The sequence below is a fragment of the Mesorhizobium japonicum MAFF 303099 genome, assembly GCF_000009625.1.
Taxonomy (GTDB): domain Bacteria; phylum Pseudomonadota; class Alphaproteobacteria; order Rhizobiales; family Rhizobiaceae; genus Mesorhizobium; species Mesorhizobium japonicum.
The window spans coordinates 2252961-2277455 of sequence record NC_002678.2 but is presented as its reverse complement, the minus strand read 5'-3'; the positions used below and the strand labels follow the sequence as shown (position 1 = coordinate 2277455).

The following is a 24495-nucleotide window of genomic DNA, read 5'->3' as shown; positions in this document are numbered from 1 at the left end:
CGACTGCTTCGGGTCCAAAACCAGGTTCGCGGTCCTGCTGCTGGACGCCTGCTTTGCACCCCACGCACGAACCCGCTTCGCCGGAGGGGCGCCTCGGCCTGAGATGGCGCGACAGGCATTTGGCTTGAACGGGTAGAGGCGCCGATCTGATCATGGAGTTCCCTTCAACCCGACCGAGGCGATGACGCTCACCTGCGCCTGCCCCGTCGACGGCCGGACGGCTTGCAACCGACAAATCGTCCGGCCGAAATCCGATCTATTAGGCAGGTATCAGGACGGCAATACGATGGATGCCGACCACCTTGCTCGTATTCGTCGCCTCGTCGGTCTTGCCCTTGGCGCACGTGTACATGTCGCCTTCCTTGAGTTTGAACTCCTTGTCCGCTTTCTTGATCGTAAACGCACCGGCCGTAATCGTACAAACCATGTCGTTGTCCATCACGGTTTGAGGAGCATGTGCACCGGGCTGAAAGACCACGTCGACAATAGCGATGCTCTTGTAAGCGGGAATGTCGGCGTTACCGGTGCCGACCTCAACCACTCTGACACCAGGCGCAATCTCCTTGCCATCCTTCGGGCCGTATTTCTTGGCCTTGGCAGATGCCGCCAGACTGAACAGAGGTGTTACTGCCGCGGCCGTCACACCGAGTGCAATTGCAGACCTGCGATTTATGGTTTTCATCGCGTCCTCCCACATGTTGGTCACGCACGAAGTGCATGGCCAAAACATATTAGCACAGACGAATTTACTTGCACGCAAAGCGACAGTGGGCGTGGGCAAGTGATTGCGATCTGCGAATTGGTCTCGGAACGCGGAACGCGCGCAAAGACGATCGGACGCGAAGGTCGCCTGCCTAGGACAGGGACTTTGGCGTTAGCTCAGATAGCTGGGTCTGGGAGGGTATGGGTCGGGCAGGGAACTTCGCCCTTGGAGGAACGGGGTGGGCAGGACCGACGGCTGCTTCAAGCGGGGGGCTGCCGTCACGGTCTACTGGGGCGGTGAGCCCGCACATCGCCGCAGAGCTGCAACAAGAGGCCGCTAGCCCAAGCGCGGACGCCGGCTCGGCTCGCGCGGGTAGCAGGGGGAAGCCGGACGACCCCCCTCGCCCCTCCGGGTTCATCGGCAGGCGGGAGCGGTGCCGATTGTGGGGCCCAACAGGCGACGGCCGCCAACTTCGCGTAATCCTGCGCCTAGCCCCGCCTAGCGAAGCCGCGCCTTACCTTCCGATTTGCGACGCTGCCGACATCAGCTCCTGAGTGTTCGGGGCACCGAATAGGCCGCCATCGAGTACCTCGTTGGAGGTCCAGCGAACGACGCCATCGCGGTCCAGCAAGAATTGGCCGACGAGTTGCCCAATGCCGGTGGCCATCATCTGTTGATCCGCTTCGGTGATATCGTAGCTGTCCTTTTTGTTCAGGTATTCGAGCGCCGCAAACGGGTCCATCGGTTCCGGCATCTCGCCCGGCAAGTCGACCCGCATCGACTTCACATCGCTCATCGAAACCTTTTGCGGCCATGCGCTCTCGTCTTCGGTGATCTGCATATTCGGCAATCCAAAGGCGCGGTGTGAAGCCCGCTCCGGATCGGATGCCGCGAGTAGGCCGAGCATCGGATGGTACCGCAGATAGAGGCGCGCCCGCTCGATGGGCGTGTTGACCACTGTCAGGCTTTCGATGCCCTTCTCGTTGAGCGCTGGGGTGAGTTGCGAAAGCATGGCGATATGGCGCCTGCAAAAAGGACAATGGAGACCTCGATACAGCCCAACCAGCACTGGTTTCTCGCCTCGGAAATCGTCGATGGCGATCTTGCCCTCGCGGGTAATCGCGTCGAGCACGACATTGGGCGCCGTTTCGCCAGGTCGCAGCGGGCCTATGTTGAGACGTTCTGACATGCTGATCCCTCCTCGCGGGTCAATCCAAACAACGGATGTGCGGGCGGGTGGCTTGAGTCCATGTGCGGCACATACGTCCTTGGGCATGCTGAAATGGCGGTCGGCCTTAGGACGGCGTCGAGGTCGGCGTCGGTAGTCCATTTTTACAGCACGGAGAGGACGGACGCTAGTTCTTACGGAGGGCAACGCTTTTGCTAGATGGCGCCCCACGAGCTGAGCAGGCTCTTGATACTAAGGTGCGCCAAGGTCTGGAAGTGCCGGACTTCGCCGAGGCTGTCCTCAAGTCTGACAGGTCGCGCTTCGTTGAGCTGAAATTGGGTCGGCGAATTGCAAAGAGGTTTGTGGGTCGACATGATAGACGGCGGAGCAAAGCCGGCCGCCCGGGCGCGGAGGGCTCCTCCCACCAAAACGTAGCCTAAGCGGCGCGTCGTTGAGGGAAATGGAGACCCGAACGGGCCCGACGCGGGTCCACGGCGGTCACAATGTTGTGGTGGTGATCGCAGTAGACGCGATCCGGCGAAGTTGGCCCAGCACAAAAACGGTAACCGCCGGGTACTGACGGGTCTTCGCTCACCGGGAAGCGGCACTGATAGACACCCAACTGAATGAGGGGGACATCTCTCGAAGTTGATCTGATATTTTCAGGCATGATGATTTTCAGGTTCCTAGTTCATAGCCTTTGCCGGGCCGACGGCCGCGGTGCGACCCCGCCGGGCAAGCTTCTCTCGTTTTGGAGGGCTATAAACCAGCATATGGTGTTGGTCGCAGCGTCAATGAAGCCCGAGGCCCTGCTTCTGAAGCCAATAATTTGCGACTTAGCGCCACACCTAGGCGGATAGGAACTCGCAAGCAATGCACCCATCGTAGGTTGCCTCGGGCAGCCCGGCCTGGGGCAGCCGTGAAATCACTCTAATTCTTTTGGCAGCTCTCTATCGTCCAGGCGTCTCTCCGATCGTATCGCAATCGACGACCGGTCGTGAGTGGCTCCGATAAGTTGCAGGCTGCACCTTAGCGGACAAACCGGCAATTTCATTCACGAGCTTCTTGCGAATGGCGTTCGCAAAGTCGGCTGTGTTCTCGACGGTGACAACGAAGGCGTTAGAACCGCCAATGACGCAACTCTCGTAATACAGTTCGATAAAGTGCGGCCCAAAGCTGTCGAGCGTGTCGGCTGCGCGCAGTGAGATCGCCAGTCCGTTGATGGTCACGCCGCCGGTTGTGAGTGCGTCGTGCACCAGTTGAAGCGGTAGACCGGCATTGTTGGGTCCGTCGCCGGATACGTCAATAACCCTGCGCGGACTGCGCAAGCCACTCTTCGCGAACAGAGCATGCGCGGCCGACAACGCGCCGGAAATCGACGTTCCACGCCCTTCAGTCAACGGCAGCGCCGCGAGCCTGTCTGCCAAAATCAGAGCGTCGTCGAGGCTTTCGACAATTGTCCACGGCATAACGACTGTTTGCTGACGTGGCCCTGCCCACTCCAGATAGAGCACTGCGATTCTGCCCCGCTCTCCCGACTTGAGTGCCCTCGCGATGTCCGCGTGGCGGAAGGCCCCGACGTAGCCGTCGCGTTGCACTTTTTGCTCAACTTTGCTCATCGAGGGCGAGACGTCCACGGCAAGGATCAACTGCAGATCGACATCGGCCAGATCGTCCACGGGACGGTGGGTCGAGTGAGCCGGTGACGCGATCGCGAACAACAGAGTGAGCAGGCAGACCCCCGTGAGCCGCAGCACCGATTTTCCACCCGCGCATCGAGCAATTTGCACCAAGTCGTCCATGGCAAGCCTCTCGCTGACAAAGCAACTGTCGGTCCGAGGCGTCTCCCGGGTCACGAACGACTTCCGATCATTCGCCGAAATCTGCGCTCCCCGCCGGTCTGGTTGGTGACGACTCTTCGCGGTGCGAAACCGTGCTAAGATCGAAGCATTGGACTGCGGCTTCGTGCTTGAGGGAACCGGCTTGAATAGCTCGCGCCCCACGACGTTCGTACTCAACGGCGTTACCGCCGATCTGAGCAGCGAGACGTTGCGCGACAAGTCCAACAGGACAATCGCACTACGCCACCAGGCCTTCGCGGTGCTTCGTCACCTTTTGGAAAACGCAGATCGCGTCATCACCAAAGACGACCTGATGAATGCAGTCTGGAACGGAATAGCCGTGACCGATGACAGCCTGGTGCAATGCATTCACGAGATCCGTTCGGCGCTCAACGACGATCGGCAGACCGTCGTGCAGACAGTGCCAAGGCGCGGTTACAGGTTGGTCCTTCCCTCAAATGCCGGACCGAAAATGGCCACCATCCTGGCCGCCGAAATGGCCGCTGAGGGCCGGCCGACAGGCAAGGATGAGTGGATCTCTGCTGCAACCTTCCCGGCGTACAGGCAGATTATCGATCGGCTGCTGGTTCAACATGCGGGTCGCGGGTTCTGGAACTCCGAAGTGAGCGTGGTCGCCGAGTTCACTGGCCCTGTCGAGGCGATGCGGTGTGCGAGCGAGATCCAGCATGAGGTCGATCGGCGGAACTTCGACGTTCCCGAGACAAAGCGCCTGCGCTTCCGCATCGGCGTTCACCTGGGTTATGTCGTCGCCGAGGGCGACCACATCGCGGGCGAGGCCGTCGAGGTCGTCGCTCATCTGCAAACCTTGTCACGACCGGGCGGGATTTGCGTCACGGAGGCGGTGCATGCCCAGGCTCAAGACCGGCTCTCGCTGGAATTCCTCGATCTCGGCGAGCACAATCTGAAGAATGTCGCACGCGCCTTGCGCATCTACCGCGTACCCCTTGCTTCGGAGCAACCGGTCAGGTCGCCATTTCGCGGTCTCGATGCCTTCGAATTCGAAGATGCCGACCTCTTCTTCGGTCGAGCGCGGGCGATTGCTGCCTGCACTGCAAGACTGGAGCAGCAGGCAGCCAGCGGTACAGCATTCCTGCTCATCTACGGAATGAGCGGTTGCGGCAAGTCTTCCCTCCTGCGCGCTGGCTTGCTGCCGTCATTGACCCGGCCTGGGGCCGTGGCGGGCATATCCTTGTGGCGTCGCTGCCTGATCCGCCTCTCCGAAGGGCCGGATGCATTCGCTGTGCTGGCTGCAGCATTGCTTAGCGAAGCTGCTGTGCCGGAGCTATCCTGCGAAGTAACAGCCGCGCAGTTTGCCCTGCTCTGCAGGAGCGCGCCGGATCGGGCGCTGGCGATGGTCCGACAGGCACTTGGCAAGGCCGCCGGGTCGGCCCACTCGCAGATCAGATTGCTTGTCGCCATCGATCAGCTGGAGGAGCTATTCACCACGGAGAAGCAGCCGGCGACGCGCGAGGCCCTTGTGCGGCTCATGGCGGCGCTGGCCGCGAGCGGGCTGGTCTGGGTGGTCGGGGCGATCCGCTCGGACTTTTTTCACCGCTGTGGTGAGATCCCAGGTTTCTCGGCGCTCAAGGACGGCCTCTCCAGCTACGAACTCCTGCCTCCGACTGGCCCAGAGATCGCGCAGATCATCCGCGAACCGGCGGGCGTTGCCGGGCTCCGCTTTGACGAGAGTGCGGAGTTGGGGCGGCTCGATGATGTGCTGCAGGAGGCAGCAGCTGCCGATCCCGGATCACTGCCGCTTCTCGAGTTTGTGCTCGACGCCTTGTACCAGGCCGGCCGCGAGCGCCGAGTTCTCACCTTTGCGCATTATCGCGCGCTCGGCGGGCTCGAAGGCGCAATCGCGCGCCGCGCCGATGAAGTCGTGGACTTGCTCGCGCCCGAGATCCAGGAGGCTTTACCGGCGGTGCTGCGTGCACTCACCACAGCGAGTCCCGGCGATGAAACGGTCACGGCGCGTCCGGCCCTGCTCACCGAAGTAGCAGGCACTCCAGCGCGATCGGCCCTCGTCAGGGCCCTGATCGACGCACGGCTCCTCGTCAGCGATGAGGATGCCGGAGGGCATGTCTTCGTCCGCGTTGCACATGAAGCACTGTTGAGCCGTTGGCCGCGCGCCGGTGACATTGTGAATGCAAACCGGAACTTCCTTGAGACGCGCGAACGCCTCAGGGCCGACGCCCACCGATGGTACATGGAGAGCAGGAATCGAGAGCTTCTCCTCCCGTCCGGCAAACGTCTTGCGGAGGGTGAAGAGCTGCTGCTGTCAAGGCGGGAGGAGGTCGACGATGACGTCGTTGAATACATCGAGGCGTCCTTGCGTGCCCATCGGCAGAAAGCGGAGAAGGACCGGCAGGCGCAGCTGGCGCTGATCGAGGCCGCGGAAGAGGCAAAACGCGAGCGGCTGGAGCGCGAGGCCGAGCGCCGGAGCCTAGCGGCCGCCGCGGCAAACCTGCTTGCCCGACGTACGCGCAATGCCGCGATTGTGGCGATAGTGCTCGCTCTCATGGCGGGCGCAGGTGCATTGGTCGCCTTCAGGGCGCAGCAGGAAGCAAGGTGGCAGCGCGACCAGGCGCTGCGTAACCACTCGCTTTCGCTCTCGTTTCTTTCGCAGCAGTCCGCGGCGACCGGCAACACCGAGGCTGCGATCCTCTTGGCGCTGGAAGCGCTGTCCTCGAAGGACCAGTCCGAGCGGCCATATCTCTTTGATGCGGAGGCGGCGCTCTACAAGGCTCTGCTGTCGCACCACCAGATCAAAATCTTCCGGCATGCCGCCGGCGTTGCGGATGCGGCCTTCAATTCGAGCGGCGATCACATCGTGACCGCATCCTACGATAAAACTGCAGGCGTCTGGGACATCTCCAGCGGCGCCGAAACTGCAGTTCTAAAAGGTCATGAAGGGACCGTGGAGAGGGCCGAATTCAGCCGGGACGGGAACCGAATCCTGACGGCCGCGAGGGACGGCACTGCACGCGTCTGGAACGCCATCTCGGGACAACAGCTCTTCATCCTGCAGCCGGTAGGTGATTATCCGACAGCAATCTTCAGCCCAAATGGCAACCAGGTGCTGACGGCGGGGGAGAACAGCGATGCGGCGCTCTGGGACGCTCGGACCGGAAAAAAAATCGTAAGTGTAAGCAGCGGCGGATATGCGCGGGCTGGCTTCAGTTCGGACGGTCGCAGCTTCGCAACGGCACGCAAGCACTCTGTTTCGATCTGGAATTCCGCCGATGGCGCGCTGACGCGATCGATCCGGGTGAACTCCCGGCCTTACAGCCTGGCGTTCAGCCCGGACGGAAGCCGGCTGCTGGCTGGCGCGTGTGGCCCGCTTTCATACGGCGGCACTTCCAGCCTTTTAGATGTGTCGAAAGGAACGGAGATCGCAAAGTTGGTCGACCAGAAGAGCGACACGCAATTGAACGGCGTGATTTTCAGTCACGGGGGTCAGCGAATCGCCACGGTATCACTCGATGGCGCTGCCCGGATTTGGGATGGAGCGTCAGGAACGCTGCATGACCTGCTCGGCCAGGAGGTTTCGGGTTTGAAGCTGGCTGATATCGGTGCAGATGAGCGCGATGAGGAGATGAACGGTGCTTTCAGCCCGGACGACCGCTTCCTGGCCACCGCTTCGGTAAATGGGCCGATCCGCATCTGGGACGTCGAACGCGCCTCGTTGGTCACGACGATCGCCGGTCATGAATCTTTGGTCGAGCACCTGGAATTCAGCCCGGTTGACAGCAACATTCTTCTCACTGCTTCACATGATGGCACAGCTCGGCTGTGGGATGTCGACGGCGCGCTGACGACGACGCTCTCTCATGAGTATCGGCCGACTTTCGCGGTCTTCAGTCCCGACAATGTCCACCTGCTGACCGGTGGCGGCGACAGCGCGGCGCATCTGTGGGATGCCCTGAGCGGGCGCGAGATAATCCGACTCGATACACATGAGATCGTTCAAACTGCGACATTCAGTCCCGATGGAAAGCACGTCGCGACGGCATCTCTTGGCGGCCAGGTCCGAATTTGGGAGATTGCCAGGGGAGTTGAGACCGCTCAGTTCCAATCACATGGCGGACTGATCCAGATCCAGTTTGGTCGCGATGGCAAATCGCTTGTTTCCGCATCGATCGACGGTACTGCGCAGCTGTGGGACGCGGCGACCGGCGCCGAGCTGGCCGTCATCGATACAAGCAGCAAGCTGCCGCAGGCCATTTTAAGCCCCGACGGACGTCTGATTCTCGCGGCCCGGGAAGATAATTCGGGCCACCTCCTGAAGGCGGACGGGGCGGAGCTCAAGGCTCTTGTGGGGCACCGGGATCGCATCACGGCAGCGGCTTTCAACCCGAACGGTCAACTGGTCGCCACGGGCTCACGCGACCACACGGCCCGAATTTGGTCGACCGCGGACGGAGCAAGCGTCCTAACGCTAGAGGGACATACCGGCGAGGTGACGGTGGTCGCCTTCAGCCCGGACGGCCAGTCGCTGCTGACTGCCTCACGCGATAGAACCGTCCGGATCTGGAGCGTCTCGGGCGGACTGGAAAGGGCCGTTCTTAGGGGCCACAGCAGCGCGGTGGACAGCGCCCAGTTCAGTCCCAATGGTTTGTATCTCGTGACCGCGTCGTCCGAAGATCGCACGGTCAGGCTATGGGCGACGCAATCGGGGCGCCAGATTGCCGTCCTTGCCAGCCAGGACGAAGCGACCGTTCGACCGAGCCTTACACGCGCCGCTTTCAGTTCCGACGGCACCCGGGTCGCAATTATTTCCGGCGAAGAAAGAGTCCGTATCGTTCGTGTCTTCCAGACACCCAACGACCTCATAGACTTCGCCCGGCGCACCGTGCCACGCGAACTCACTCCTTGTGAGCGGCGAAGCTTCTTCCTTCCTGCAGACCCTGCGACTGGTATTTGTCCGAGCTGATGTCGGCAACGGGTCAGATTGCCGCTTGAGCCGGCCGGCCGAGGTAGCGGGAGAGCGCTAACGCCTTCCCCTTCATCGCATCGGCGGTTCCTGCTCCGTTGTCTTGGATGAGGATTCATTTTGAATTGCCCGCAGCCGAAATCGTCAGACCGGCAGCCTGAGCTGCTTTCGAAGGCTTTTGTCGAATGCGGACGCCAAATGCTCACGCGCCGGGTGTGAGCCTTCAATGCCGGCTTGCTCGCAATAGTCGTCCAAAATCCTGGTAAGTGTTGCCAGCTGTATCTTGTCAGCCGTTCTGCGAATGGTCATCTCGCATACTCCCGATTGGGCGAAAGCGTGATGGACCCTTTCAAGCGCCCGTTTGCCGTTGGAGGCGGGCGACAAAGGAACTGTACGCTTCCGACAATCGGTTCGCGAGTCAATTCCCTGCCTTACCGGGATGTTCAATCTCCATCACGCATGAAACCCGATATCGGGGTGAAATCACCGTTTACTCAGGTGGCTTTTGAACACTGCCAGCTTGTATTCGTAGCCAATGCGCACCTTCGCCTTGCAGCCGTCGCATTTGAAACTGCCGATCGTTGTTACCCACGAACCCATTTTCACCGTCGAGTGTGAACAGGCCGGACATTGAAACTCTATCGCCACGTCGCGCAGTTCATTGGACAGGGGCATCGCATCTCTCCGATTGACGAACCGCCGCCCATTTTACGGCAGCGGCAGACGGCCAAGGATCGCGGGACTTGCTGAAGTGTTGGAACGCCGCCCGCTCTGGCAACCTTCAGCGAGGTCTAATGTTCCAACATCGCGGAACCAAAGCCGCAACACCAGACCTTTGCTAACTGCATCTCTATGACAACCATGACCGTTTTGCCTTCTTAGCGACTTTCCACCCCAGCAACGCGCCGCGCTTCAACGACCCCACATTTGGCGAGGGCACTCGATCCGACCTGCTCGCTCGTTCTGGCTTCTAAGGCAGGCCCGGCCGGCCGATTTCACGATCAAGCTTCGTCCCGCTGGCGTGAACTCAGCGTGATTTTTACAGGGGACACCTGAAGGCGGCTGGAACCAACACGTCGACGCCGAACTGTTCCGGATCGAAACCGAGTTCAACTCTGCATACGCGATCTATGATGATGCCGCCGACAAGGTCGGAGAAATCGAGGAACGGGTAAACCGCCTGAAGCCGCCGAAGCCCGCGAAGATTCCGGGAACTGCTGAGATCAAGGCCGCGTTTTGGGATATGGCAAGAGGTGTCGATCCCAACGGTCCCGATGACTCGTGGTTGTCCCATCCCGCCGCCGTCGCCTGGAGGGAGAACGATAGGGAGTCCCGCGAGCGCTTGGAGGCATGGCAGGCCGAATGCGACGAGATCATTCGCAAAAAACGGCTTGCGGGAGGCCGAGGACGAACGAGACAGGATGTTGAACGCCGCCGGCGACATTGCCGAGCCCCTTCTCGACATGCGCGCGCAGACGCTTGCCGGGATGACGGTCAAGCTTCGCGTGCACGAGCGATGGACGTTCAACGAATCTGAGATCATCCTGCCTTCGAAGACCCCCGAGAACGAGCCTTGCTAGGATGCGCCCGATGAGTTCGTAAGACTCGGCAAGTGCCTCACCACCTTCACCTTCGGTTTTCATGTCACGTTGATGTCGCAGGGACTTGCCGATAGTCGCAGGAAACCTTGGAAATCAACGGTAGTGATTTGCAACACGGCGCGACATCAAGACAGCAAGAGAGGCGCGCTGGACGGCGCCTAACTTACTGATTTTATTTGATGAATTTTGGTAGCGGGAGAGCGCTACCGCCTTTCACCCCACTCATCAGATCGGCGGTTCCTGCTCCGCTGTCTTGGATGAGGATCCATTTTGAATAGCTCCCTCTACTCAATGTACACGTTGTACACGTTGGCTATCTAGTGCCAGCATCTGGAATCGAAGAACTCGTTTTGTCCGCAGCCGAAATCGTCAGGCCGGCAGCCCGAGCTGCTTTCGCAGGCTTTTGTCGAATGCGGACGCGGGGACGAAACGGCGCAGGAGACTGACCTGGCGCGCCATTTTGCCCGCCGCATAGCGCTTCTTGGGAGCGGGATCGGTCGCAGCCGCCAAAACGGTCTTGGCTACCACTTCGGGCGCATCGCCTTTTTCCATCGCTTTCCGCACGGCTACAGTCATGCCAGCGCGCGCGGAATCATAAATATCAAGCAACTGATCGGGGGCGGCGAGATTGTCCTCGAATGACGTACGGGTATAGGCGGGCTCCACCAACGACACGCGAATGCCGAACGGGCGCAATTCGTGATCGAGCGATTCGGAATAACCCTCAATGGCATGTTTGGTCGACGCGTAAAGCGCGAAATAGGGAGCTGGGATTAACCCCTGCACGGAGCTCAAATTGACAATCCTGCCCGTTCCTTGACGCCGCATTGCCGGCAACACCGCGTTGGTCACGCGGAAAACGCCGAAGACGTTCACATCGAACAGCGCCTGGGCCTGGGCGGTCGAGGACTCCTCCGCACCTCCAAACAGACCCATGCCGGCATTGTTGACGAGCAGGTCGATGCGCCCGGCCTTGGCCAAAACGTCATCGACCATTTTCGCAACGGACGTGTCGTCGGTCACGTCGCAGGTCAGCATGGTAACGCCGTCGGATTGTTTGGAGGCCGTGCGACGACCGGTTCCGAATACACGATAGCCCGCGCTGAGCAAGGCGTCGGCGGTAGCCCGCCCGATGCCGGAAGATGCCCCTGTCACCAGGGCGACGCCAGGATTGATCTTGTTCATGGAAATCATTTCTTTCTTTGTGTTGGATCGGGATGGCATAAGCACGAAAGGTTGTGGTGAAGGGTGCCAATCATGACTGCCCCTGGCGCTCGCGTCGGGCCGCCGGGGCGATCCAGCGCCTGAACAAGGCGCTGGCATTCACGCCGCCAAAACCGAAGCCATTGGAGATTGCGTATTCCATCTCCATTGGCCGGGGCTCGTTTGCGACGAAGTCGATGCCGTCGGCGGCCGGATCGGGTGCGCTCAAATTGAGTGTCGGCGGTGCCACCTGGTCCCTGATCGCCAGGATCGAGAAGATGGCACCAAGCCCGCCGGCCGCGCCCAGCAGGTGCCCGGTCGCGGATTTCGTTGCGCTGACAGCTATCGCTAAATCGCGCCCGAATACGCTCTTGATCGCTTCGATTTCACCCAGGTCGCCGACTGGCGTGGAGGTCGCATGTGCATTGAGATGACGAACCTCGCTCGGTGAAATCCCTGCTTGCGCAATCGCGATCTCCATGGCCCGGCGCGCACCGCCGCCGTCCTCGGGACCAGAAGTGACGTGATAAGCATCGGCCGTCGTTCCGTAGCCGACGAGCTCGGCGAGCGGTTTTGCGCCGCGCGCCAGCGCGTGGCCCAACGCCTCGATGACCAGCACGCCGGCGCCTTCGCCCATGACGAAGCCGTCCCGCGAAATGTCGAAGGGACGTGAGGCTTGAGCCGGCGCCCAATTGAAGCCGGTTGAAAGGGAGCGTGCGGCAGCAAACCCACCGAGACTGACGGTGTTCATGCATGCTTCCGTGCCCCCGCACACGGCAATATCAGCCTCGTTCGCGCGGATGAGACGGGCGGCGTCGCCGATCGCCTGGATGCCGGCCGCGCACGCTGTCACTGGTGCGCCCAATGGGCCTTTGAAGCCATGACGGATCGAGATGTGGCCCGCTGCGAGGTTCACCAGGAAGGACGGCACCGTGAAGGGCGACAGGCGGCGGGCGCCACGCAGATCGACCGTGCGCACCGCCTCGGTGATGGCGGGGAATCCGCCGACCCCTGAAGCGATAATCGTTGCTGTGCGCAGGCGATCCGTCTCCAAGGCAGGCTTCCATTTCGCCTGTGCAAGCGCCTCTTCCGCCGCCGCCAGCGCAAAGAGAATAAACCGATCTACCCTGCGCTGATCCTTCGCAGCCAGGATGCCATCAGGATCGAAACCAGCGCCCGGATCTTCATCCAAGGAGGGCACCACGCCGCCAATCTTCGCCGGCAGGTCTCCCACCACATCGTCCGGAAGCCTACGGATGCCCGAACGACCGGCCAGCAGACGCGACCATGACGCTTCGACATTGGCAGCTAGGGGCGTGACCGCTCCCATGCCTGTAACAACAATCCGTCGCATCTATTCTCCTATCACTTGGGTGCGCCGACAGCGCTGCCCACGCCGTTCAAGCGGCGACTGCTTCGCGCACCTGATCGGTCGCTGCATCCAGAAAAGCCTGCGCAAGGTCGTGGTCATTGACGACCCGCGAGAGGAGCACCGCGCCGACCATCGTCGAGAGAATGGCCATGGCCTTGCTATTGGACTGCTCGCCATTGGCCTCGGCAATGAAACGGCCGAGGATCTCCAGATGCTCGTTGATGCCTGCTTCGAACGACGCTTTCACGTCCTGGCCCTGTCTGGCGGCATCCGAACCGAGTGCCACGATCGGGCATCCGTCCATCCTTTCTCCGCGATGGCCCATGCTGAGATAGAAGGAGATCACTGCTTCGAGCGGATTCTCAGGGTTTGCCGCAGTTGCGTCCGACCAACGGTGGGTGGCGCTCTCCATCGCCCGCTTGGACGCCTGCGCTGCCAAGTCCTCCTTTGACTCGAATTGCTTGTAAAAGGCGCCCTGCGTCAGTCCTGCACCCTTCATCAGATCCTTGAGGCCAATGCCGTCAAAGCCGCGCTCGCGAAAAAGGCGGCTTGCCACATTGATGACGGTCTCGCGGTTTTCCGCGGCTTGAGTTCGGTTCACGCGCATCATCGGTCTCCTTTTCGATTGCGTTCGTAATCTATAATCGATATAGAAGTCGAACGCAATCTAATTTGAGATGGGGCGACGAGCGTGAAAAAGAGAACCGTTATCGTATTGGGATCGACCCTGACGGCGATGTCATGGGTGGCGGCATTCGCCACGTTTGCCACTCCTGCGCAGGAGGCTCCTTTGGTGACCGACCCAAGGCAGGAAGCGCCTTTCGTCAGACTCGTATCGGCAGCGCCGGTGACCGGATCAGAGCGCGGCTTCACCGGCGTCATCGCGGCGAGGGTGCAGAGCAATCTAGGCTTTCGGGTTCCCGGCGAGATCGTGGAACGATTGGTAGACGTCGGTCAGGAGGTCAAAGCCGGACAGCCGCTGATGCGGATTGACGACACCGATCTGCGCCTTGCGCTTTCGGCGAAACGCAACGCCGTTGCGGCTGCGCCCGCAGCAGTCGTTCAGACACAGCCGGATGAACGGCGATACGCCAGTTTGCTTGGCAGTGGGTGGGTTACACCGCAGCGCTACGAGCAGGCGAAGGCTGCGATGGATACCGCCCAAGCGCAACTTGCCGCCGCCGAAGCCGACGCACGGGTCGCCGAGAACGAGGCGGCCTATGCGGTCCTGTTGGCGGACGCGGATGGAACGGTGGTTGAAACGCTTGGCGAGCCGGGGCAGGTCGTCGCTGCCGGCCAGCCAGTGATCCGGACCGCCAAGGCCGGCCCACGCGAAGCGGTTGTCGCGCTTCCCGAAACGATCCGGCCGGCGATGGGCTCGGTAGCCGAGGCCAGCGTGTATGGTGGCGATGAGCGCCGTTATTCAGCGCATCTGCGGCAGCTGTCGGACTCCGCCGATGCCCAGACCCGCACGTATGAGGCGCGCTATGTGCTCGACGGTGAGGCTGCCGCGGCACCGCTTGGTGCGACGGTGACCATTCGGCTCGCAAGCCAGGTGAAACAGCCGGAGGTCCAGGTGCCGTTGGGAGCCGTGCTCGATGACGGGCGGAAGACCGGCGTTTGGGTGTTGGACAGCGCCACCTCAACCGCACACTTTCAGGCCGTCCAGCTTGTTCGTGTAACCAGCGAAACCGCTGTGATCTCCGGGCAGACGGTAGCGGATGCCCACGTAACCAATCGATCTTATTGACAAAATGGTAGCGGGAGAGGGACTTGAACCCCCGACCCCAGGATTATGATTCCCGTGCTCTAACCAACTGAGCTACCCCGCCAGGGCGGCGAAAGGCCCGAAATCCGCCTTAAGTCGAAAGGCATTTCGAGGCGTTCGCCAAGGTCGCGCGGATATAAGGTTGGGAGGGCGAGCCTGTCAAGCTTCGAAGCATTCCATATCGCCGCATATTCTCATTGCCGAAAAAAGCTTTGCCGCATGGACATTTGGTTGGAACCGCCGGGGTTGAGTTCGAAGGGGCACGTCGCTATGTCTCGGCCACGAGTTTTTAGAGTTTGAAACAGATGAAGCCGCGCATTGCAGTCCTCGGTTGCGGATACTGGGGCAGCAACCATATCCGCACCCTCAAGGCGCTTGGCGCGCTGCACGCGGTTTCCGACGCCAACCGGGCGCGTGCCGAAGGCTTTGCCAGCGAACAGGATTGCCTGGCGATCGAGCCGGACCAACTGTTCGGTCGGGACGATATCGACGCCATCGTCATGGCCTTGCCGCCGCAGTACCATGCCGACCTTGCCGTACGCGCCGTCGAGAGCGGCAAGGACGTGCTGGTGGAAAAGCCGATCGCGCTGACGGTGGCGGATGCCGAGCGCGCGGTCCAGGCGGCCAAGGACAATGGGCGCGTCTTCATGGTCGGCCATGTCCTGCGTTTTCATCCCGCCTTCGAGACGCTGAAGGGGCTGATAGACAAGGGCGAGCTTGGCGAGGTCCGCTACATCCACTCGCACCGGCTTGGCCTCGGCAAGTTCCACACCGAGAACGATGCGCTGTGGGATCTGGCGCCGCACGATCTGTCGATGATCCTGGCCATCACCGGCACCGAGCCGGTCGAGGTGCGCGGCGAGGGTGCGGCACTCCTCGACAACCTGAGCGACTTCGCGCATCTGCACATGCGCTTTCCCAACGGCCTGCGCAGCCACCTCTTCACCTCGCGACTCAATCCCTATCGCGAGCGACGGTTGACCGTGGTCGGCACCAAGGCGATGGCGGTGTTCGACGATGTCGAGCCTTGGGAGCGCAAGCTTGCCGTCTACCGCCATGCGGTCTGGCAGGACAGCGGCCAATGGGCCTTCACCACCAACGAGCCCTCCTATGTCGCGGTCGCGCAAGGCATGCCGCTGACGCGCGAGCTGGAGCATTTCATCCACTGCATCGAGACGCGGGGCGAGCCGCGCACCAGCGGCGAGGAAGCGATCAGGGTGCTGCGCATCCTGACGGCGGGCACGGTCACCCACACCAAGTCCTGAGACCGTTTGGAAATTCTACTCTGGCGGCCATCCGATGGCGTTTTCTGCGCTTCCCCGTTCTACTGCGTGCAGTAGAACTGAGCTCACGGACCCGAATGTCCGCTGCGCTCCGGTCTCGAAACCACCACCATATGACTCGCCAGAGCGAATTTCGAAACGGTCTCTGAGAGGGTAGTGTTTATTCGGCCGGAATTTGCGCCGGCCTTGCCGCCAGCTTCGTCAGCATGGCTTCGGCCTCGGCGCCGCGCTCTGAGCGCTCGATGAAGCCGCCGCCAAAGACGCGCGCTTCGTTGCCGTCGTCGGAATAGAGCACGCAGGCCTGTCCGGGCGCGATGCCCGACTCGCCGTCGGCCAGTTCGACCGACGTCACTCCAGCGACGTAGCGCAGCACCGCCGGACGCGGCGGCCTGGTCGAGCGCACCTTGGCGAACAGTTCGAGGCCGCCTTCGGGAATATCACCGAGCGGTCCGTCGCCAAGCCAGTTCATGTTGCGCAGATAGATCTTGTGCGTCTCCAGCGCCTCGCGCGGGCCGACGACAACGCGGGCCCGTTCGGCATCGAGATGGACGACATAGAGCGGCTCGCCGGAGGCGATGCCGATGCCGCGGCGCTGGCCGATCGTGTAGCGCAATATGCCCTCATGGCGGCCGAGCACGCGGCCGTCGATATGGACGATGTCGCCCGGATTGGCGGCGGCCGGCTTCAGCTTGGCGATGATGTCGGAATATTTGCCTTGCGGCACGAAGCAGATGTCCTGGCTGTCCTGCTTGGCAGCCACCGTCAGCCCCATCTCCTCGGCTATGGCGCGCACCTGCGGCTTCGACAGGCCGCCCAGGGGAAAGCGCAGATAGTCGATCTGCGCCTGCGTGGTGGCGAACAGGAAATAGCTCTGGTCGCGGTCGGCATCGACCGGCCGGTAGAGCGCGCGGTGGGCGCCATTGGCGCCGGAGCGGATGTAATGACCGGTGGCGAGCGCGTCGGCGCCCAGTTCCTTGGCGGTGGCGAGGAGGTCTGCGAACTTCACGGTCTGGTTGCAGGAGACGCAAGGGATCGGCGTCTCGCCGGCGACATAGCTCTCGGCGAAGGGGTCGATGACCGCCTTGCGGAAGCGCTCCTCGTAATCGAGCACATAGTGGGGAATGCCAAGCGTCTCGGAAACACGGCGGGCATCATCAATGTCCTGTCCCGCGCAGCATGAACCGGCCCGGTGCGTGGCCGCGCCGTGATCGTAAAGCTGCAAGGTGACGCCGACGACATCGTAACCTTCGCGTTTCAACAGGCCGGCGACCACGGACGAGTCCACGCCGCCCGACATGGCGACGACGATGCGGGTGTTTTCGGGACGTCCGGGAAGGTCGAGACTGTTCATGATGCTTTCATTCTGCGCGGCGTCTGAATGCCAATGTCGAGAATATAGGTCAAGCTTTGCGGCGGCGCCAGCTTGCAAGGCGATCGACGGATTGCGGGCGATCCGCGATCGGCCGGATTTTTTCCAATCAATTCAAGGCTTCCAGCCGGATGTTTCAAATGCCTGCGAAAAGACTAACGCGGCGTTCACGATCCTTACCTAGTCATTAGGGTCTGCTTAGGCAATTTTTAAAGCTGTGGCGGTAACGTGGCGGGGATTGGGTCTTTGAGTTTTTTGTAGAGAGTACGATGACCGATCTGGTTAGACCTAGAGTTAAGTATGTTATCGGGCCTGACGGCAGCCCTCTCACGATTGCCGATCTGCCGCCGACCAATACGCGTCGCTGGGTTATCCGGCGCAAGGCGGAAGTGGTCGCGGCGGTGCGTGGCGGGCTTTTGAGCCTCGAAGAGGCATGCCAGCGCTACAAGCTGACCACCGAGGAATTCCTGTCCTGGCAGGCGTCGATCGACGAATATGGCCTTGCCGGGCTGCGCACCACGCGCATCCAGCAATACCGGCACTAGGTCCGGGTTGAAGATACAAAAGGGCGCGGCACTCCGCGCCCTTTTGCTTTTAGGTCGTGTCTTTGTTGGTCAAACCGTCAACGCCACCTTGCCGATCGGCTTGGTGGCGAGAAAGGCGTGAGCGGCCCCGGACTCTTCGAGCGGGAAGCTCTTGGCCACATGAACGGTGAGCTTGTTCGCGTCGATCAACCGGCCAAGCTCCATCAGGCCTTCGCGGTCAGGCACGACGGACATGCGCTCGACACGGATGTCGCGCGCGCTGGCCAGCGCCCTGGTGGCCTCGTTGAGGTCCAGCAAGGACACCAGCACGCCGCCATTCCTGATGACCTTGAGCGAGCGTTCGGCGTGCTCGCCGCCGATTGGGTCGAGCACCAGATCGATGTCGCTGATCCGGCCGGCAAAATCGCCTTGAGTGTAGTCGATGACCTCGTCGGCGCTGAGCTTGCGGACGAAATCGAGCTTGTTGGGGCTGGCTGTGGCGATGACATAAGCGCCGCGCGCCTTAGCGATCTGCACTGCCAGATGGCCGACGCCGCCCGCCGCCGCATGCACCAGCACGCGCTGGCCCGATTTCAAGGCGCCATGGCGGACAAGGCCCTGCCAGGCGGTCAGACCGGCCAGCGGCAACGCGCCTGCCTGGATATGGTCCGCCGCCTTCGGCTTCGGCGCGACCTCGTCGGCCGGCACGACGGCAAGCTCGGCGTAAGCCGCCGCCTGCTTGGGAAAGCGCGGCATGCCGAACACCTCATCGCCGACCTTGAGGCCGGTGACGCCGGCGCCGAGCGCCTCGACGGTTCCCGAAATATCCCAGCCGAGGATGAAGGGCGGCTCTCCGAGCAGCGGATAGTAGCCGGCGCGCACGGCGCCATCGACCGGATTGATGCCGGCCGCCCTGACGCGGACCAGCACTTCACCGGCCTTGGGAGCGGGATCGGGCTGGTTGGCAACGACAAGGATTTCGGGTCCGCCGAAGGAATTCTGAATAACGGCACGCATGGTATCTCTCCTGCTTGGTTGGTGCCGCTATCATTTGGATAGTAATATTACCTTGTCCAGTATGTACCTTTTTGATATATACGTACCCCATGGATAGTGATGACGACTCCCCTTTCGGCTATGATGCGTTCCGGCGGACCTGCCCTTCGCACACGGTGCTCGAGATGCTGGCCAGCAAATGGGTCTATCTGGTGGTGTGCGCGCTGCGCAAAGGCCGGCTGCGCAATGGCGAACTTGCCCGCAAGCTCGAAGGCATCACGCCCAAGATGCTGGCGCAGACATTGCGCGTGCTGGAGCGTGACGGCCTGGTGCGGCGTGAGATCTTTCCGGTCATTCCGCCGCGCGTCGAATATGAATTGACCGAGCTCGGCCAGAATCTGGGGGGACTGCTGACCCAGATCAGGGCATGGGCGGAGCAGCACGCGCCTGACATCAAGGATGCCCGCGCCAAGGCGATTGCCTTCAGTGAAGGGGATTGGGCCGCCTAGATTGGGGATCTCGCGGCAAGAGGTCGGTTCGGGCCGATGGCCCGATGGGTTACCCGCCCGCCGATGGTGCCGATCTCGACCGGTTCAGCCGATCATGGCGCTACGGCCACCGGTTTCGGCTTCGCGGACCTTGGTGTCGCGCGACTCCAGCATTTCGGCCTTGGAAAGCTCCGCTTCAGCTTCACCGAGTAATGATTCGGCAGCGCTTCGCTGTTGGGCGAGGTCGCTTTGCGAATTTCTGAGGTTGTCGCGGCGCAAGCGCGCCGCCTTGGCGAAGGTCGGATAGGCGAAATGATTGATGTCGGTGATGCCGGCTTTCTTTTCCTCGGCGGTGATCTGAAGCTCCAGTTCGACGGCCATGCGTTCGAACTCGGCGATCATCATGTCGAGCTGCAGCAGCTGCCGCCGCTTCTCATTCACCTGAAACTGTTTCAGCCGAACGAGGTTTTCACGTGACTTCATGATTCGGTACTCCCGGAAACGCACACCCGCACATATCGTCCAAACCACCTGGAAAGGCCCAGGCATTGCCCGTGTCCACCGGCATCTCCCGAACTATGGGAAACAAAACCCTAAAGTTTTTTGCCGGCGGTAACCATTCGTTTACGGGCATTGTTAATCATACGGCTCAGGACTTAAGGCCGGGTAAAAATTCCGGCCGTCGAAGCGAAGGCGCGTCGATGAGTCCCTGGAGTCGCTTAGTCCAGGTTGTTAATGTGTTGCATTAGGAATTTGGGTATGGGATTCGTTATTAGATTCAAGAGGGTGTAGAAAGGGGTTAAAAAATCTGATACCGTCATGGACGGGAAATTAGGTTTTGTTAACCATTCGATGGCAGCCTCTGCACAAGGCAACCACTGCTCCGGGGCAGGACGGGTCGTGAAATGGTCCGGCGGCAGAAAAGGGGAATGAAATGCGTGTTCTGCTGATAGAAGATGACAGTGCAACCGCACAAAGCATCGAACTGATGCTGAAATCGGAGAGTTTCAATGTCTATACGACGGACCTCGGCGAAGAGGGTGTCGATCTGGGCAAACTCTACGACTACGACATCATCCTTCTCGATCTCAACCTGCCCGACATGTCCGGCTACGAGGTCTTGAGAACGCTTCGCCTCTCCAAGGTAAAGACGCCGATCCTGATCCTCTCCGGCATGGCCGGCATCGAGGACAAGGTCCGTGGCCTCGGCTTCGGCGCTGACGACTACATGACCAAGCCGTTCCACAAGGACGAGCTGGTGGCCCGCATCCATGCCATCGTGCGACGCTCCAAGGGCCATGCCCAGTCGGTCATCACCACCGGTGACCTGGTGGTCAACCTCGACGCCAAGACCGTCGAGGTCGGCGGCCAGCGCGTGCACCTCACCGGCAAGGAATACCAGATGCTGGAGCTGCTCTCGCTGCGCAAGGGCACAACGCTCACCAAGGAAATGTTCCTCAACCACCTCTATGGCGGCATGGACGAGCCGGAATTGAAGATCATCGACGTCTTCATCTGCAAATTGCGCAAGAAGCTCGACGCCGCATCCGGTGGCCAGAACTACATCGAGACGGTCTGGGGCCGCGGCTACGTGCTGCGCGAACCCGAAGACATCCGCGTCAGCGCCTGAGCGGCGAGCACCGCCCGAATCATTGCCATGTCAGACTAAAAACCCGGCTTCGGCCGGGTTTTTGCGTCACGGATCAGCGATGAAAGGGCTCTGCCGCCTCAAGCGGCGATTTTCAGGTTGCGAAAACGCTCGAGCAGTTGCGGGCGATTGAACGGTTTCAGGAGATAGCCTTGGGCGCCGGCTCGCTTGGCCCGCATGATCGAGGCGATGTCGAGCTCGACCAGCGAGATCAGGATCTGCGGCCTTGTCGGGCTTTCCATGGCGCGCACACGGCGGATGAGGTCAACCGCCTGCACATCGGGCAGGGCGCCGTCGACGACGATGATGTCGGGCATGTCGGCGGCGCACATCTCCAGGGCATCAAGCCCGCTGGCTGCTTCGATGACCACCATGTCGGAACCGCCCAGGATGCGTTTTGCAACCTTCCTGATGACGCTTGAATCGTCGACGAACATACAGCGTTTCATTTCCGGGTCCTCTTTGCCTTGGGGCAATCCGGTCGTGCGGGGCATCTGCCAAGCACCCTAGGCCGATCTGGTAAAGAACCCGAAAAGCGTTTAGGTAAAATTTTTGGAAAGATGCCGTCGCAGAGGCTTTTCTTCGCGAATGCTTCGCTGCTTCTGCCAGCCGAGCTGTCACGGCAATATTACGCCGTTGAAATACTTTGTTCTCCCGGCGAGCAGCCGGACGCTCAGGCTGCCGAAAGCACGATTTCTTCCGCCGTCGCATGGATCGATATCGTCATGCCGGCCTCGCGGGCCAGCAGCAGCGTGTAGTAGGGCTGCACCGAATGCGCATCGATCGGCTCTTCCGGCTTGTGACCGGAATGCAGTTCGAGGAATTTCGGTGGCACGCGCAGCATCGGGCCGCTTGCCGAAAGGGAAATGCGTGGCTCGGTTTCAAGATTCTCGAGGGTGACGACCAGCTTGCCGCCACGCGGAATGGCAGCGTTGGCGACCAGGATCAGGTTGAGCAGCAGCTTGACCTTGTTCTTGGGCAGCAGCGCGCGTGCCCCGTTCCAGGTCAGTTCCGGCTTTTCGTTCTTGAGGAAGGCGATCGCCACCGCTTCGGCGTCGCCGGTGTCGATCAGCATGCCGGCGGAGCCTGCCGCGCCGAAGGCGATGCGGGCGAACTGCAACCGCGCCGAGGCATTCCTGGCGCTCTGGCGGATGAGCCGCATGGCGTCTTCGTCGGCGCCGCCCTCGTCAAGCAGTTCAAGCCCGTTATTGATCGCGCCGACCGGCGAGATGATGTCGTGGCAGACGCGGCTGCACAGAAGCGCCGCGAGGTCAGGCGCGGAAAGGGTGAACAGATCGGCCATCGGTGAAAATCCCTGCAAAATTCCACAATTCCTGGCCGAGCGATTTATCGTCGCGCCTGCCCAGACGAATCACGCTTCAACCCGAGGCTTTCTGAATACACAGCACTCGTATGTACAGCAACAAATCCAAAATTGTCGTCGGGGCAAATGGCGCGTTTGCGCGGGCTTTCAGCGCCGCGCGACCCCAAAAGCCAGCCTTCGAACCGCCATCTTCCTGTGGGAGTTAATGGTTGAAAAAGGATTACGGCATAGTTTGCCCCTAACAGTCATCCTTAACGGCCGCCTAAAGAGCCGGACCGGATGCGAGGCGTCGGCGAAAGTGCTCCATGACGGAGATTGGAAGCATGTTTTCCCGATTCTACGACCGGAGTTTCCTCCGTGTCATCTCAGGCCGGAAGTTTCTCCGCGTCTGCTCAATGGCGATCACGCTCATGGGCGTCCTCGTTTTCTCGACTTCAGCCCTGCGGGCCCAGGAGTACACCGCTCAGGAGATTATCGATTCCGGTCACAAGTTCTTCGGCGCGACATCGGGTGGGCTCGCCACCGTCGTCGAGAAGATCTTCGCCTCCTACGGCTTGCCCAATGGCTATCTGCTCGGTGAGGAGGGGTCGGGCGCGCTGATCGGCGGCCTGACCTACGGCGAAGGCACGCTCTACACCAAGAATGCCGGCGATCACAAAGTGTTCTGGCAAGGCCCGTCGCTGGGCTGGGATTTCGGCGGCGAGGGGTCCCGGGTGATGATGCTGGTCTACAATCTCGACGATGTCAGCAACCTCTACAACCGCTATGGCGGCGTCGCCGGTTCGGCCTATGTGGTGGCGGGCGTCGGCTTCAATGTGCTGAAGAACAACAATGTGCTCCTGGTGCCGATCCGCACCGGCGTCGGCGCCCGGCTCGGTGTCAATCTCGGCTATCTGAAGCTGACCGAGCGGGCGACCTGGAATCCGTTCTAAAGTCCAACCGATCGTGACCGCAATGCCAAGTTTTCGATGGGAATTGTAGACCTGTGACCCTCCACGCGCTGCGGCAAGCTCTTGCCGCAGCGCCGGATTTCCGCCATGCCAGTGTGATGCGGTCCAGTTCCGGCGGTTGCCGCCGATAGCAGGTAGTCCTTTGGTTCAGTCGGTCCTGTTCTTTGCCCTCGGCTTTCTCTGCGCCGGCTTCCTGGCGCTGATCGTGGCTCCGGCTGTCTGGCGCCGTGCCGTCACGTTGACGCGCAGGCGCATCGAGGCCTCCATCCCGCTGACGCAGACCGAAATCCAGGCAGACAAGGACCGCATCAGAGCGGAATACGCCATGGCAAACCGCCGCCTCGAAATGAACGTCAAGGCGCTGCGCGAGAAAGCGGCCGAGCAGCTCGTCGAGATCAGTCGTGGCCACGAGGCGTTGAAGGGGTTGGCGATCGAACGCACGGACAAGAACCACGCGCTCGCCGAACTCAGCGCCAAGAACGAGGCGCTGCGGCAGCGCGAAGAGGAACTGCACCGGCTTTCGGAGCGGCTCAAGGACACCGAACGCAAGCTGGAGAAGCGGGCGCTCGAGCTCGAAAAGCTGGAGCAGATGTATGACGACGCCAGTTTTTCCTCCTCCAGCCGGCAGATCGAGCTCGTGGCGCGGGAGTCCGAATTGCAGAAGCTGGCCAGCGACATCGCGCTGCTGCGCGGCCAGCGCAAGGAAGCGGACCGGCGCCAGCAGGAGATCGCGGCCGAAAGCAAGGCCGCCCGCGACGCGCTGAAGGCGGAGAAGAAAAGGGTGGCCGAACTCGACAAGAAAGTCGAACGGCTGCTGGCGACGCTCGCCGATCGCGAGGACAAGCTCGACCGCCGCGAAAAGGAGCTGGCGCGGCTGCGCGAAAAGGCGAAGGCCGAGGATGGCGGACCGGCCTTGCGGCTGGTCGGCAAGCCGGATGCAGCCGGCGGACATGACGAGGCCAAACAGCGCGATGATCTGGACCAGGCGATCGCCAAGCTCGACAGCGACCGCGAGCGGCTGGAGGCCAGGCTGACCGCACTGGCGCGCGAGAACAAGCGGCTCAAGGCGGATCTCGGCGCCATGGCATCGTCGGGTACGGCCAATGGCAGTGCGGCGCTGCGCGAGCAGATGAACGAGCTGGCGGCTGAAGTCGTCCACCTTACGGCCAAGCTCGAGGGACCCGATTCACCGATCGCCAAGGCGCTGGCGGCACCGCAGGACAGCCGATCCAACAGCGGCGATCGCAGCCTCGCCGACCGTGTGCGGGCCTTGCAGAAGGCTGACGCGAACTGAAGCGGCGGT

General features: G+C 61.4%; 24 protein-coding genes and 1 tRNA gene. 10 read left to right on the top strand and 15 right to left on the bottom strand.

All coding sequences use genetic code 11. From position 1 onward, the window contains the following. Positions 1-259 precede the first annotated feature (259 nt). From MAFF_RS12200 to MAFF_RS12185, 4 genes are all read right to left on the bottom strand, one after another. Entirely contained in the window at positions 260-682 is a 423-nt protein-coding gene (locus tag MAFF_RS12200; RefSeq protein WP_032933719.1) for a hypothetical protein, read from the bottom strand. Positions 683-1217: 535 nt separating this feature from the next. Then, positions 1218-1892 (bottom strand): peroxiredoxin-like family protein, encoded by a 675-nt coding sequence (locus tag MAFF_RS12195; RefSeq protein ID WP_032931477.1) that lies wholly within the window; start codon positions 1890-1892, stop codon positions 1218-1220. Positions 1893-2307: 415 nt separating this feature from the next. Further along, positions 2308-2541: a GcrA family cell cycle regulator gene (locus MAFF_RS41425; protein ID WP_080511847.1), complete on the bottom strand. Its 234-nt coding sequence runs from the start codon at positions 2539-2541 to the stop codon at positions 2308-2310. 280 nt (positions 2542-2821) lie between these two features. Beyond that, positions 2822-3673: a DUF1194 domain-containing protein gene (locus MAFF_RS12185; protein WP_080512063.1), complete on the bottom strand. Its 852-nt coding sequence runs from the start codon at positions 3671-3673 to the stop codon at positions 2822-2824. Positions 3674-3854: 181 nt separating this feature from the next. Between MAFF_RS12185 and MAFF_RS12180 the strand changes: the two genes are divergently transcribed. Beyond that, positions 3855-8666 (top strand): winged helix-turn-helix domain-containing protein, encoded by a 4812-nt coding sequence (locus tag MAFF_RS12180; RefSeq protein ID WP_162034355.1) that lies wholly within the window; start codon positions 3855-3857, stop codon positions 8664-8666. A 144-nt stretch (positions 8667-8810) separates the two neighbouring features. Here the strand turns inward: MAFF_RS12180 and MAFF_RS40005 are convergent, their stop codons facing one another. Both MAFF_RS40005 and MAFF_RS12175 read right to left on the bottom strand, forming a co-directional pair. Next, entirely contained in the window at positions 8811-8975 is a 165-nt protein-coding gene (locus tag MAFF_RS40005; protein WP_010911211.1) for a hypothetical protein, read from the bottom strand. A 174-nt stretch (positions 8976-9149) separates the two neighbouring features. Continuing rightward, positions 9150-9341, bottom strand: a complete 192-nt coding sequence (locus MAFF_RS12175; protein WP_010911210.1) for a hypothetical protein — start codon at positions 9339-9341, stop codon at positions 9150-9152. A gap of 746 nt (positions 9342-10087) precedes the next feature. On the opposite strand from MAFF_RS12175, the gene MAFF_RS12165 reads away from it, so the two are divergent. After that, the gene (locus MAFF_RS12165; RefSeq protein WP_157865985.1) at positions 10088-10246 is read left to right on the top strand and encodes a hypothetical protein; all 159 of its coding nucleotides are present in this window, start codon (positions 10088-10090) and stop codon (positions 10244-10246) included. Positions 10247-10636: 390 nt separating this feature from the next. Here MAFF_RS12165 and MAFF_RS12160 read toward each other — a convergent pair whose 3' ends face one another. The 3 genes from MAFF_RS12160 to MAFF_RS12150 all read right to left on the bottom strand — a co-directional run bounded on the left by MAFF_RS12160 (position 10637) and on the right by MAFF_RS12150 (position 13449). After that, positions 10637-11452, bottom strand: a complete 816-nt coding sequence (locus tag MAFF_RS12160; protein WP_010911208.1) for an oxidoreductase — start codon at positions 11450-11452, stop codon at positions 10637-10639. Positions 11453-11522: 70 nt separating this feature from the next. After that, positions 11523-12824: a beta-ketoacyl-ACP synthase II gene (gene fabF, locus MAFF_RS12155; protein ID WP_010911207.1), complete on the bottom strand. Its 1302-nt coding sequence runs from the start codon at positions 12822-12824 to the stop codon at positions 11523-11525. A gap of 46 nt (positions 12825-12870) precedes the next feature. Beyond that, positions 12871-13449 carry a TetR/AcrR family transcriptional regulator gene (locus MAFF_RS12150; RefSeq protein WP_044550849.1) on the bottom strand — a complete coding sequence of 193 codons (579 nt, stop codon included), beginning with the start codon at positions 13447-13449 and terminating at the stop codon, positions 12871-12873. A gap of 129 nt (positions 13450-13578) precedes the next feature. Here MAFF_RS12150 and MAFF_RS12145 point away from each other — a divergent pair, with 129 nt between their 5' ends. Then, positions 13579-14592 carry an efflux RND transporter periplasmic adaptor subunit gene (locus MAFF_RS12145; RefSeq protein ID WP_010911205.1) on the top strand — a complete coding sequence of 338 codons (1014 nt, stop codon included), beginning with the start codon at positions 13579-13581 and terminating at the stop codon, positions 14590-14592. Positions 14593-14597: 5 nt separating this feature from the next. On the opposite strand, the gene MAFF_RS12140 is transcribed toward MAFF_RS12145, so the two are convergent. Beyond that, positions 14598-14674 (bottom strand) — tRNA-Met (locus tag MAFF_RS12140). Positions 14675-14915: 241 nt separating this feature from the next. On the opposite strand from MAFF_RS12140, the gene MAFF_RS12135 reads away from it, so the two are divergent. Then, positions 14916-15875 carry a Gfo/Idh/MocA family protein gene (locus MAFF_RS12135; protein ID WP_010911204.1) on the top strand — a complete coding sequence of 320 codons (960 nt, stop codon included), beginning with the start codon at positions 14916-14918 and terminating at the stop codon, positions 15873-15875. Positions 15876-16053: 178 nt separating this feature from the next. On the opposite strand, the gene mnmA is transcribed toward MAFF_RS12135, so the two are convergent. After that, entirely contained in the window at positions 16054-17244 is a 1191-nt protein-coding gene (gene mnmA, locus MAFF_RS12130) for a tRNA 2-thiouridine(34) synthase MnmA (RefSeq protein WP_044548285.1), read from the bottom strand. On the opposite strand from mnmA, the gene MAFF_RS39080 reads away from it, so the two are divergent. Further along, positions 17243-17446 carry a hypothetical protein gene (locus MAFF_RS39080; RefSeq protein WP_129468923.1) on the top strand — a complete coding sequence of 68 codons (204 nt, stop codon included), beginning with the start codon at positions 17243-17245 and terminating at the stop codon, positions 17444-17446. The genes mnmA and MAFF_RS39080 overlap by 2 nt on opposite strands. Before the next feature lie 85 nt (positions 17447-17531). Next, complete coding sequence (locus MAFF_RS12125; protein WP_006203587.1) at positions 17532-17807, top strand: DUF1153 domain-containing protein; 276 nt, start codon at positions 17532-17534, stop codon at positions 17805-17807. Positions 17808-17876: 69 nt separating this feature from the next. Here MAFF_RS12125 and MAFF_RS12120 read toward each other — a convergent pair whose 3' ends face one another. Beyond that, positions 17877-18803 carry an NADP-dependent oxidoreductase gene (locus MAFF_RS12120; RefSeq protein WP_010911201.1) on the bottom strand — a complete coding sequence of 309 codons (927 nt, stop codon included), beginning with the start codon at positions 18801-18803 and terminating at the stop codon, positions 17877-17879. Between the two features lie 89 nt (positions 18804-18892). Between MAFF_RS12120 and MAFF_RS12115 the strand changes: the two genes are divergently transcribed. Next, a complete protein-coding gene (locus MAFF_RS12115; protein WP_010911200.1) occupies positions 18893-19291 on the top strand; it encodes a winged helix-turn-helix transcriptional regulator in 399 nt (132 codons plus the stop codon). Positions 19292-19375: 84 nt separating this feature from the next. On the opposite strand, the gene MAFF_RS12110 is transcribed toward MAFF_RS12115, so the two are convergent. Beyond that, positions 19376-19753, bottom strand: a complete 378-nt coding sequence (locus tag MAFF_RS12110; protein ID WP_027030743.1) for a flagellar export protein FliJ — start codon at positions 19751-19753, stop codon at positions 19376-19378. A gap of 451 nt (positions 19754-20204) precedes the next feature. Between MAFF_RS12110 and ctrA the strand changes: the two genes are divergently transcribed. Further along, positions 20205-20900, top strand: a complete 696-nt coding sequence (gene ctrA / locus MAFF_RS12105) for a response regulator transcription factor CtrA (protein WP_006203583.1) — start codon at positions 20205-20207, stop codon at positions 20898-20900. A gap of 98 nt (positions 20901-20998) precedes the next feature. Here ctrA and MAFF_RS12100 read toward each other — a convergent pair whose 3' ends face one another. Continuing rightward, positions 20999-21367 (bottom strand): response regulator, encoded by a 369-nt coding sequence (locus MAFF_RS12100; RefSeq protein WP_010911198.1) that lies wholly within the window; start codon positions 21365-21367, stop codon positions 20999-21001. Positions 21368-21591: 224 nt separating this feature from the next. Beyond that, positions 21592-22221, bottom strand: coding sequence for a histidine phosphotransferase ChpT (gene chpT, locus MAFF_RS12095; RefSeq protein WP_010911197.1), 630 nt, complete (start codon positions 22219-22221; stop codon positions 21592-21594). A gap of 416 nt (positions 22222-22637) precedes the next feature. Here chpT and MAFF_RS12090 point away from each other — a divergent pair, with 416 nt between their 5' ends. Together MAFF_RS12090 and MAFF_RS12085 are read left to right on the top strand one after the other, a co-directional pair. Continuing rightward, positions 22638-23174, top strand: a complete 537-nt coding sequence (locus MAFF_RS12090; RefSeq protein ID WP_244277619.1) for a DUF1134 domain-containing protein — start codon at positions 22638-22640, stop codon at positions 23172-23174. 160 nt (positions 23175-23334) lie between these two features. Then, the gene (locus MAFF_RS12085) at positions 23335-24486 is read left to right on the top strand and encodes a hypothetical protein (RefSeq protein WP_044548284.1); all 1152 of its coding nucleotides are present in this window, start codon (positions 23335-23337) and stop codon (positions 24484-24486) included. The last annotated feature ends 9 nt before the right edge of the window (positions 24487-24495 follow it).

Excerpts from the sequence above, each read along its gene's own strand:
- MAFF_RS12120 (WP_010911201.1), bottom strand. The coding sequence starts at position 18,803 with ATGCGTGCCGTTATTCAGAATTCCTTCGGCGGACCCGAAATCCTTGTC.
- MAFF_RS12135 (WP_010911204.1), top strand. The coding sequence starts at position 14,916 with ATGAAGCCGCGCATTGCAGTCCTCGGTTGCGGATACTGGGGCAGCAAC.
- chpT (WP_010911197.1), bottom strand. The coding sequence starts at position 22,221 with ATGGCCGATCTGTTCACCCTTTCCGCGCCTGACCTCGCGGCGCTTCTG.
- MAFF_RS39080 (WP_129468923.1), top strand. The coding sequence starts at position 17,243 with ATGATGCTTTCATTCTGCGCGGCGTCTGAATGCCAATGTCGAGAATAT.
- MAFF_RS12150 (WP_044550849.1), bottom strand. The coding sequence starts at position 13,449 with ATGCGCGTGAACCGAACTCAAGCCGCGGAAAACCGCGAGACCGTCATC.
- MAFF_RS40005 (WP_010911211.1), bottom strand. The coding sequence starts at position 8,975 with ATGACCATTCGCAGAACGGCTGACAAGATACAGCTGGCAACACTTACC.
- MAFF_RS12115 (WP_010911200.1), top strand. The coding sequence starts at position 18,893 with ATGGATAGTGATGACGACTCCCCTTTCGGCTATGATGCGTTCCGGCGG.
- MAFF_RS41425 (WP_080511847.1), bottom strand. The coding sequence starts at position 2,541 with ATGCCTGAAAATATCAGATCAACTTCGAGAGATGTCCCCCTCATTCAG.
- MAFF_RS12125 (WP_006203587.1), top strand. The coding sequence starts at position 17,532 with ATGACCGATCTGGTTAGACCTAGAGTTAAGTATGTTATCGGGCCTGAC.
- MAFF_RS12145 (WP_010911205.1), top strand. The coding sequence starts at position 13,579 with ATGTCATGGGTGGCGGCATTCGCCACGTTTGCCACTCCTGCGCAGGAG.
- MAFF_RS12185 (WP_080512063.1), bottom strand. The coding sequence starts at position 3,673 with ATGGACGACTTGGTGCAAATTGCTCGATGCGCGGGTGGAAAATCGGTG.
- MAFF_RS12175 (WP_010911210.1), bottom strand. The coding sequence starts at position 9,341 with ATGCCCCTGTCCAATGAACTGCGCGACGTGGCGATAGAGTTTCAATGT.
- MAFF_RS12110 (WP_027030743.1), bottom strand. The coding sequence starts at position 19,753 with ATGAAGTCACGTGAAAACCTCGTTCGGCTGAAACAGTTTCAGGTGAAT.
- MAFF_RS12165 (WP_157865985.1), top strand. The coding sequence starts at position 10,088 with ATGTTGAACGCCGCCGGCGACATTGCCGAGCCCCTTCTCGACATGCGC.
- fabF (WP_010911207.1), bottom strand. The coding sequence starts at position 12,824 with ATGCGACGGATTGTTGTTACAGGCATGGGAGCGGTCACGCCCCTAGCT.
- ctrA (WP_006203583.1), top strand. The coding sequence starts at position 20,205 with ATGCGTGTTCTGCTGATAGAAGATGACAGTGCAACCGCACAAAGCATC.
- mnmA (WP_044548285.1), bottom strand. The coding sequence starts at position 17,244 with ATGAACAGTCTCGACCTTCCCGGACGTCCCGAAAACACCCGCATCGTC.
- MAFF_RS12100 (WP_010911198.1), bottom strand. The coding sequence starts at position 21,367 with ATGAAACGCTGTATGTTCGTCGACGATTCAAGCGTCATCAGGAAGGTT.
- MAFF_RS12200 (WP_032933719.1), bottom strand. The coding sequence starts at position 682 with ATGAAAACCATAAATCGCAGGTCTGCAATTGCACTCGGTGTGACGGCC.
- MAFF_RS12090 (WP_244277619.1), top strand. The coding sequence starts at position 22,638 with ATGGCGATCACGCTCATGGGCGTCCTCGTTTTCTCGACTTCAGCCCTG.
- MAFF_RS12195 (WP_032931477.1), bottom strand. The coding sequence starts at position 1,892 with ATGTCAGAACGTCTCAACATAGGCCCGCTGCGACCTGGCGAAACGGCG.
- MAFF_RS12160 (WP_010911208.1), bottom strand. The coding sequence starts at position 11,452 with ATGAACAAGATCAATCCTGGCGTCGCCCTGGTGACAGGGGCATCTTCC.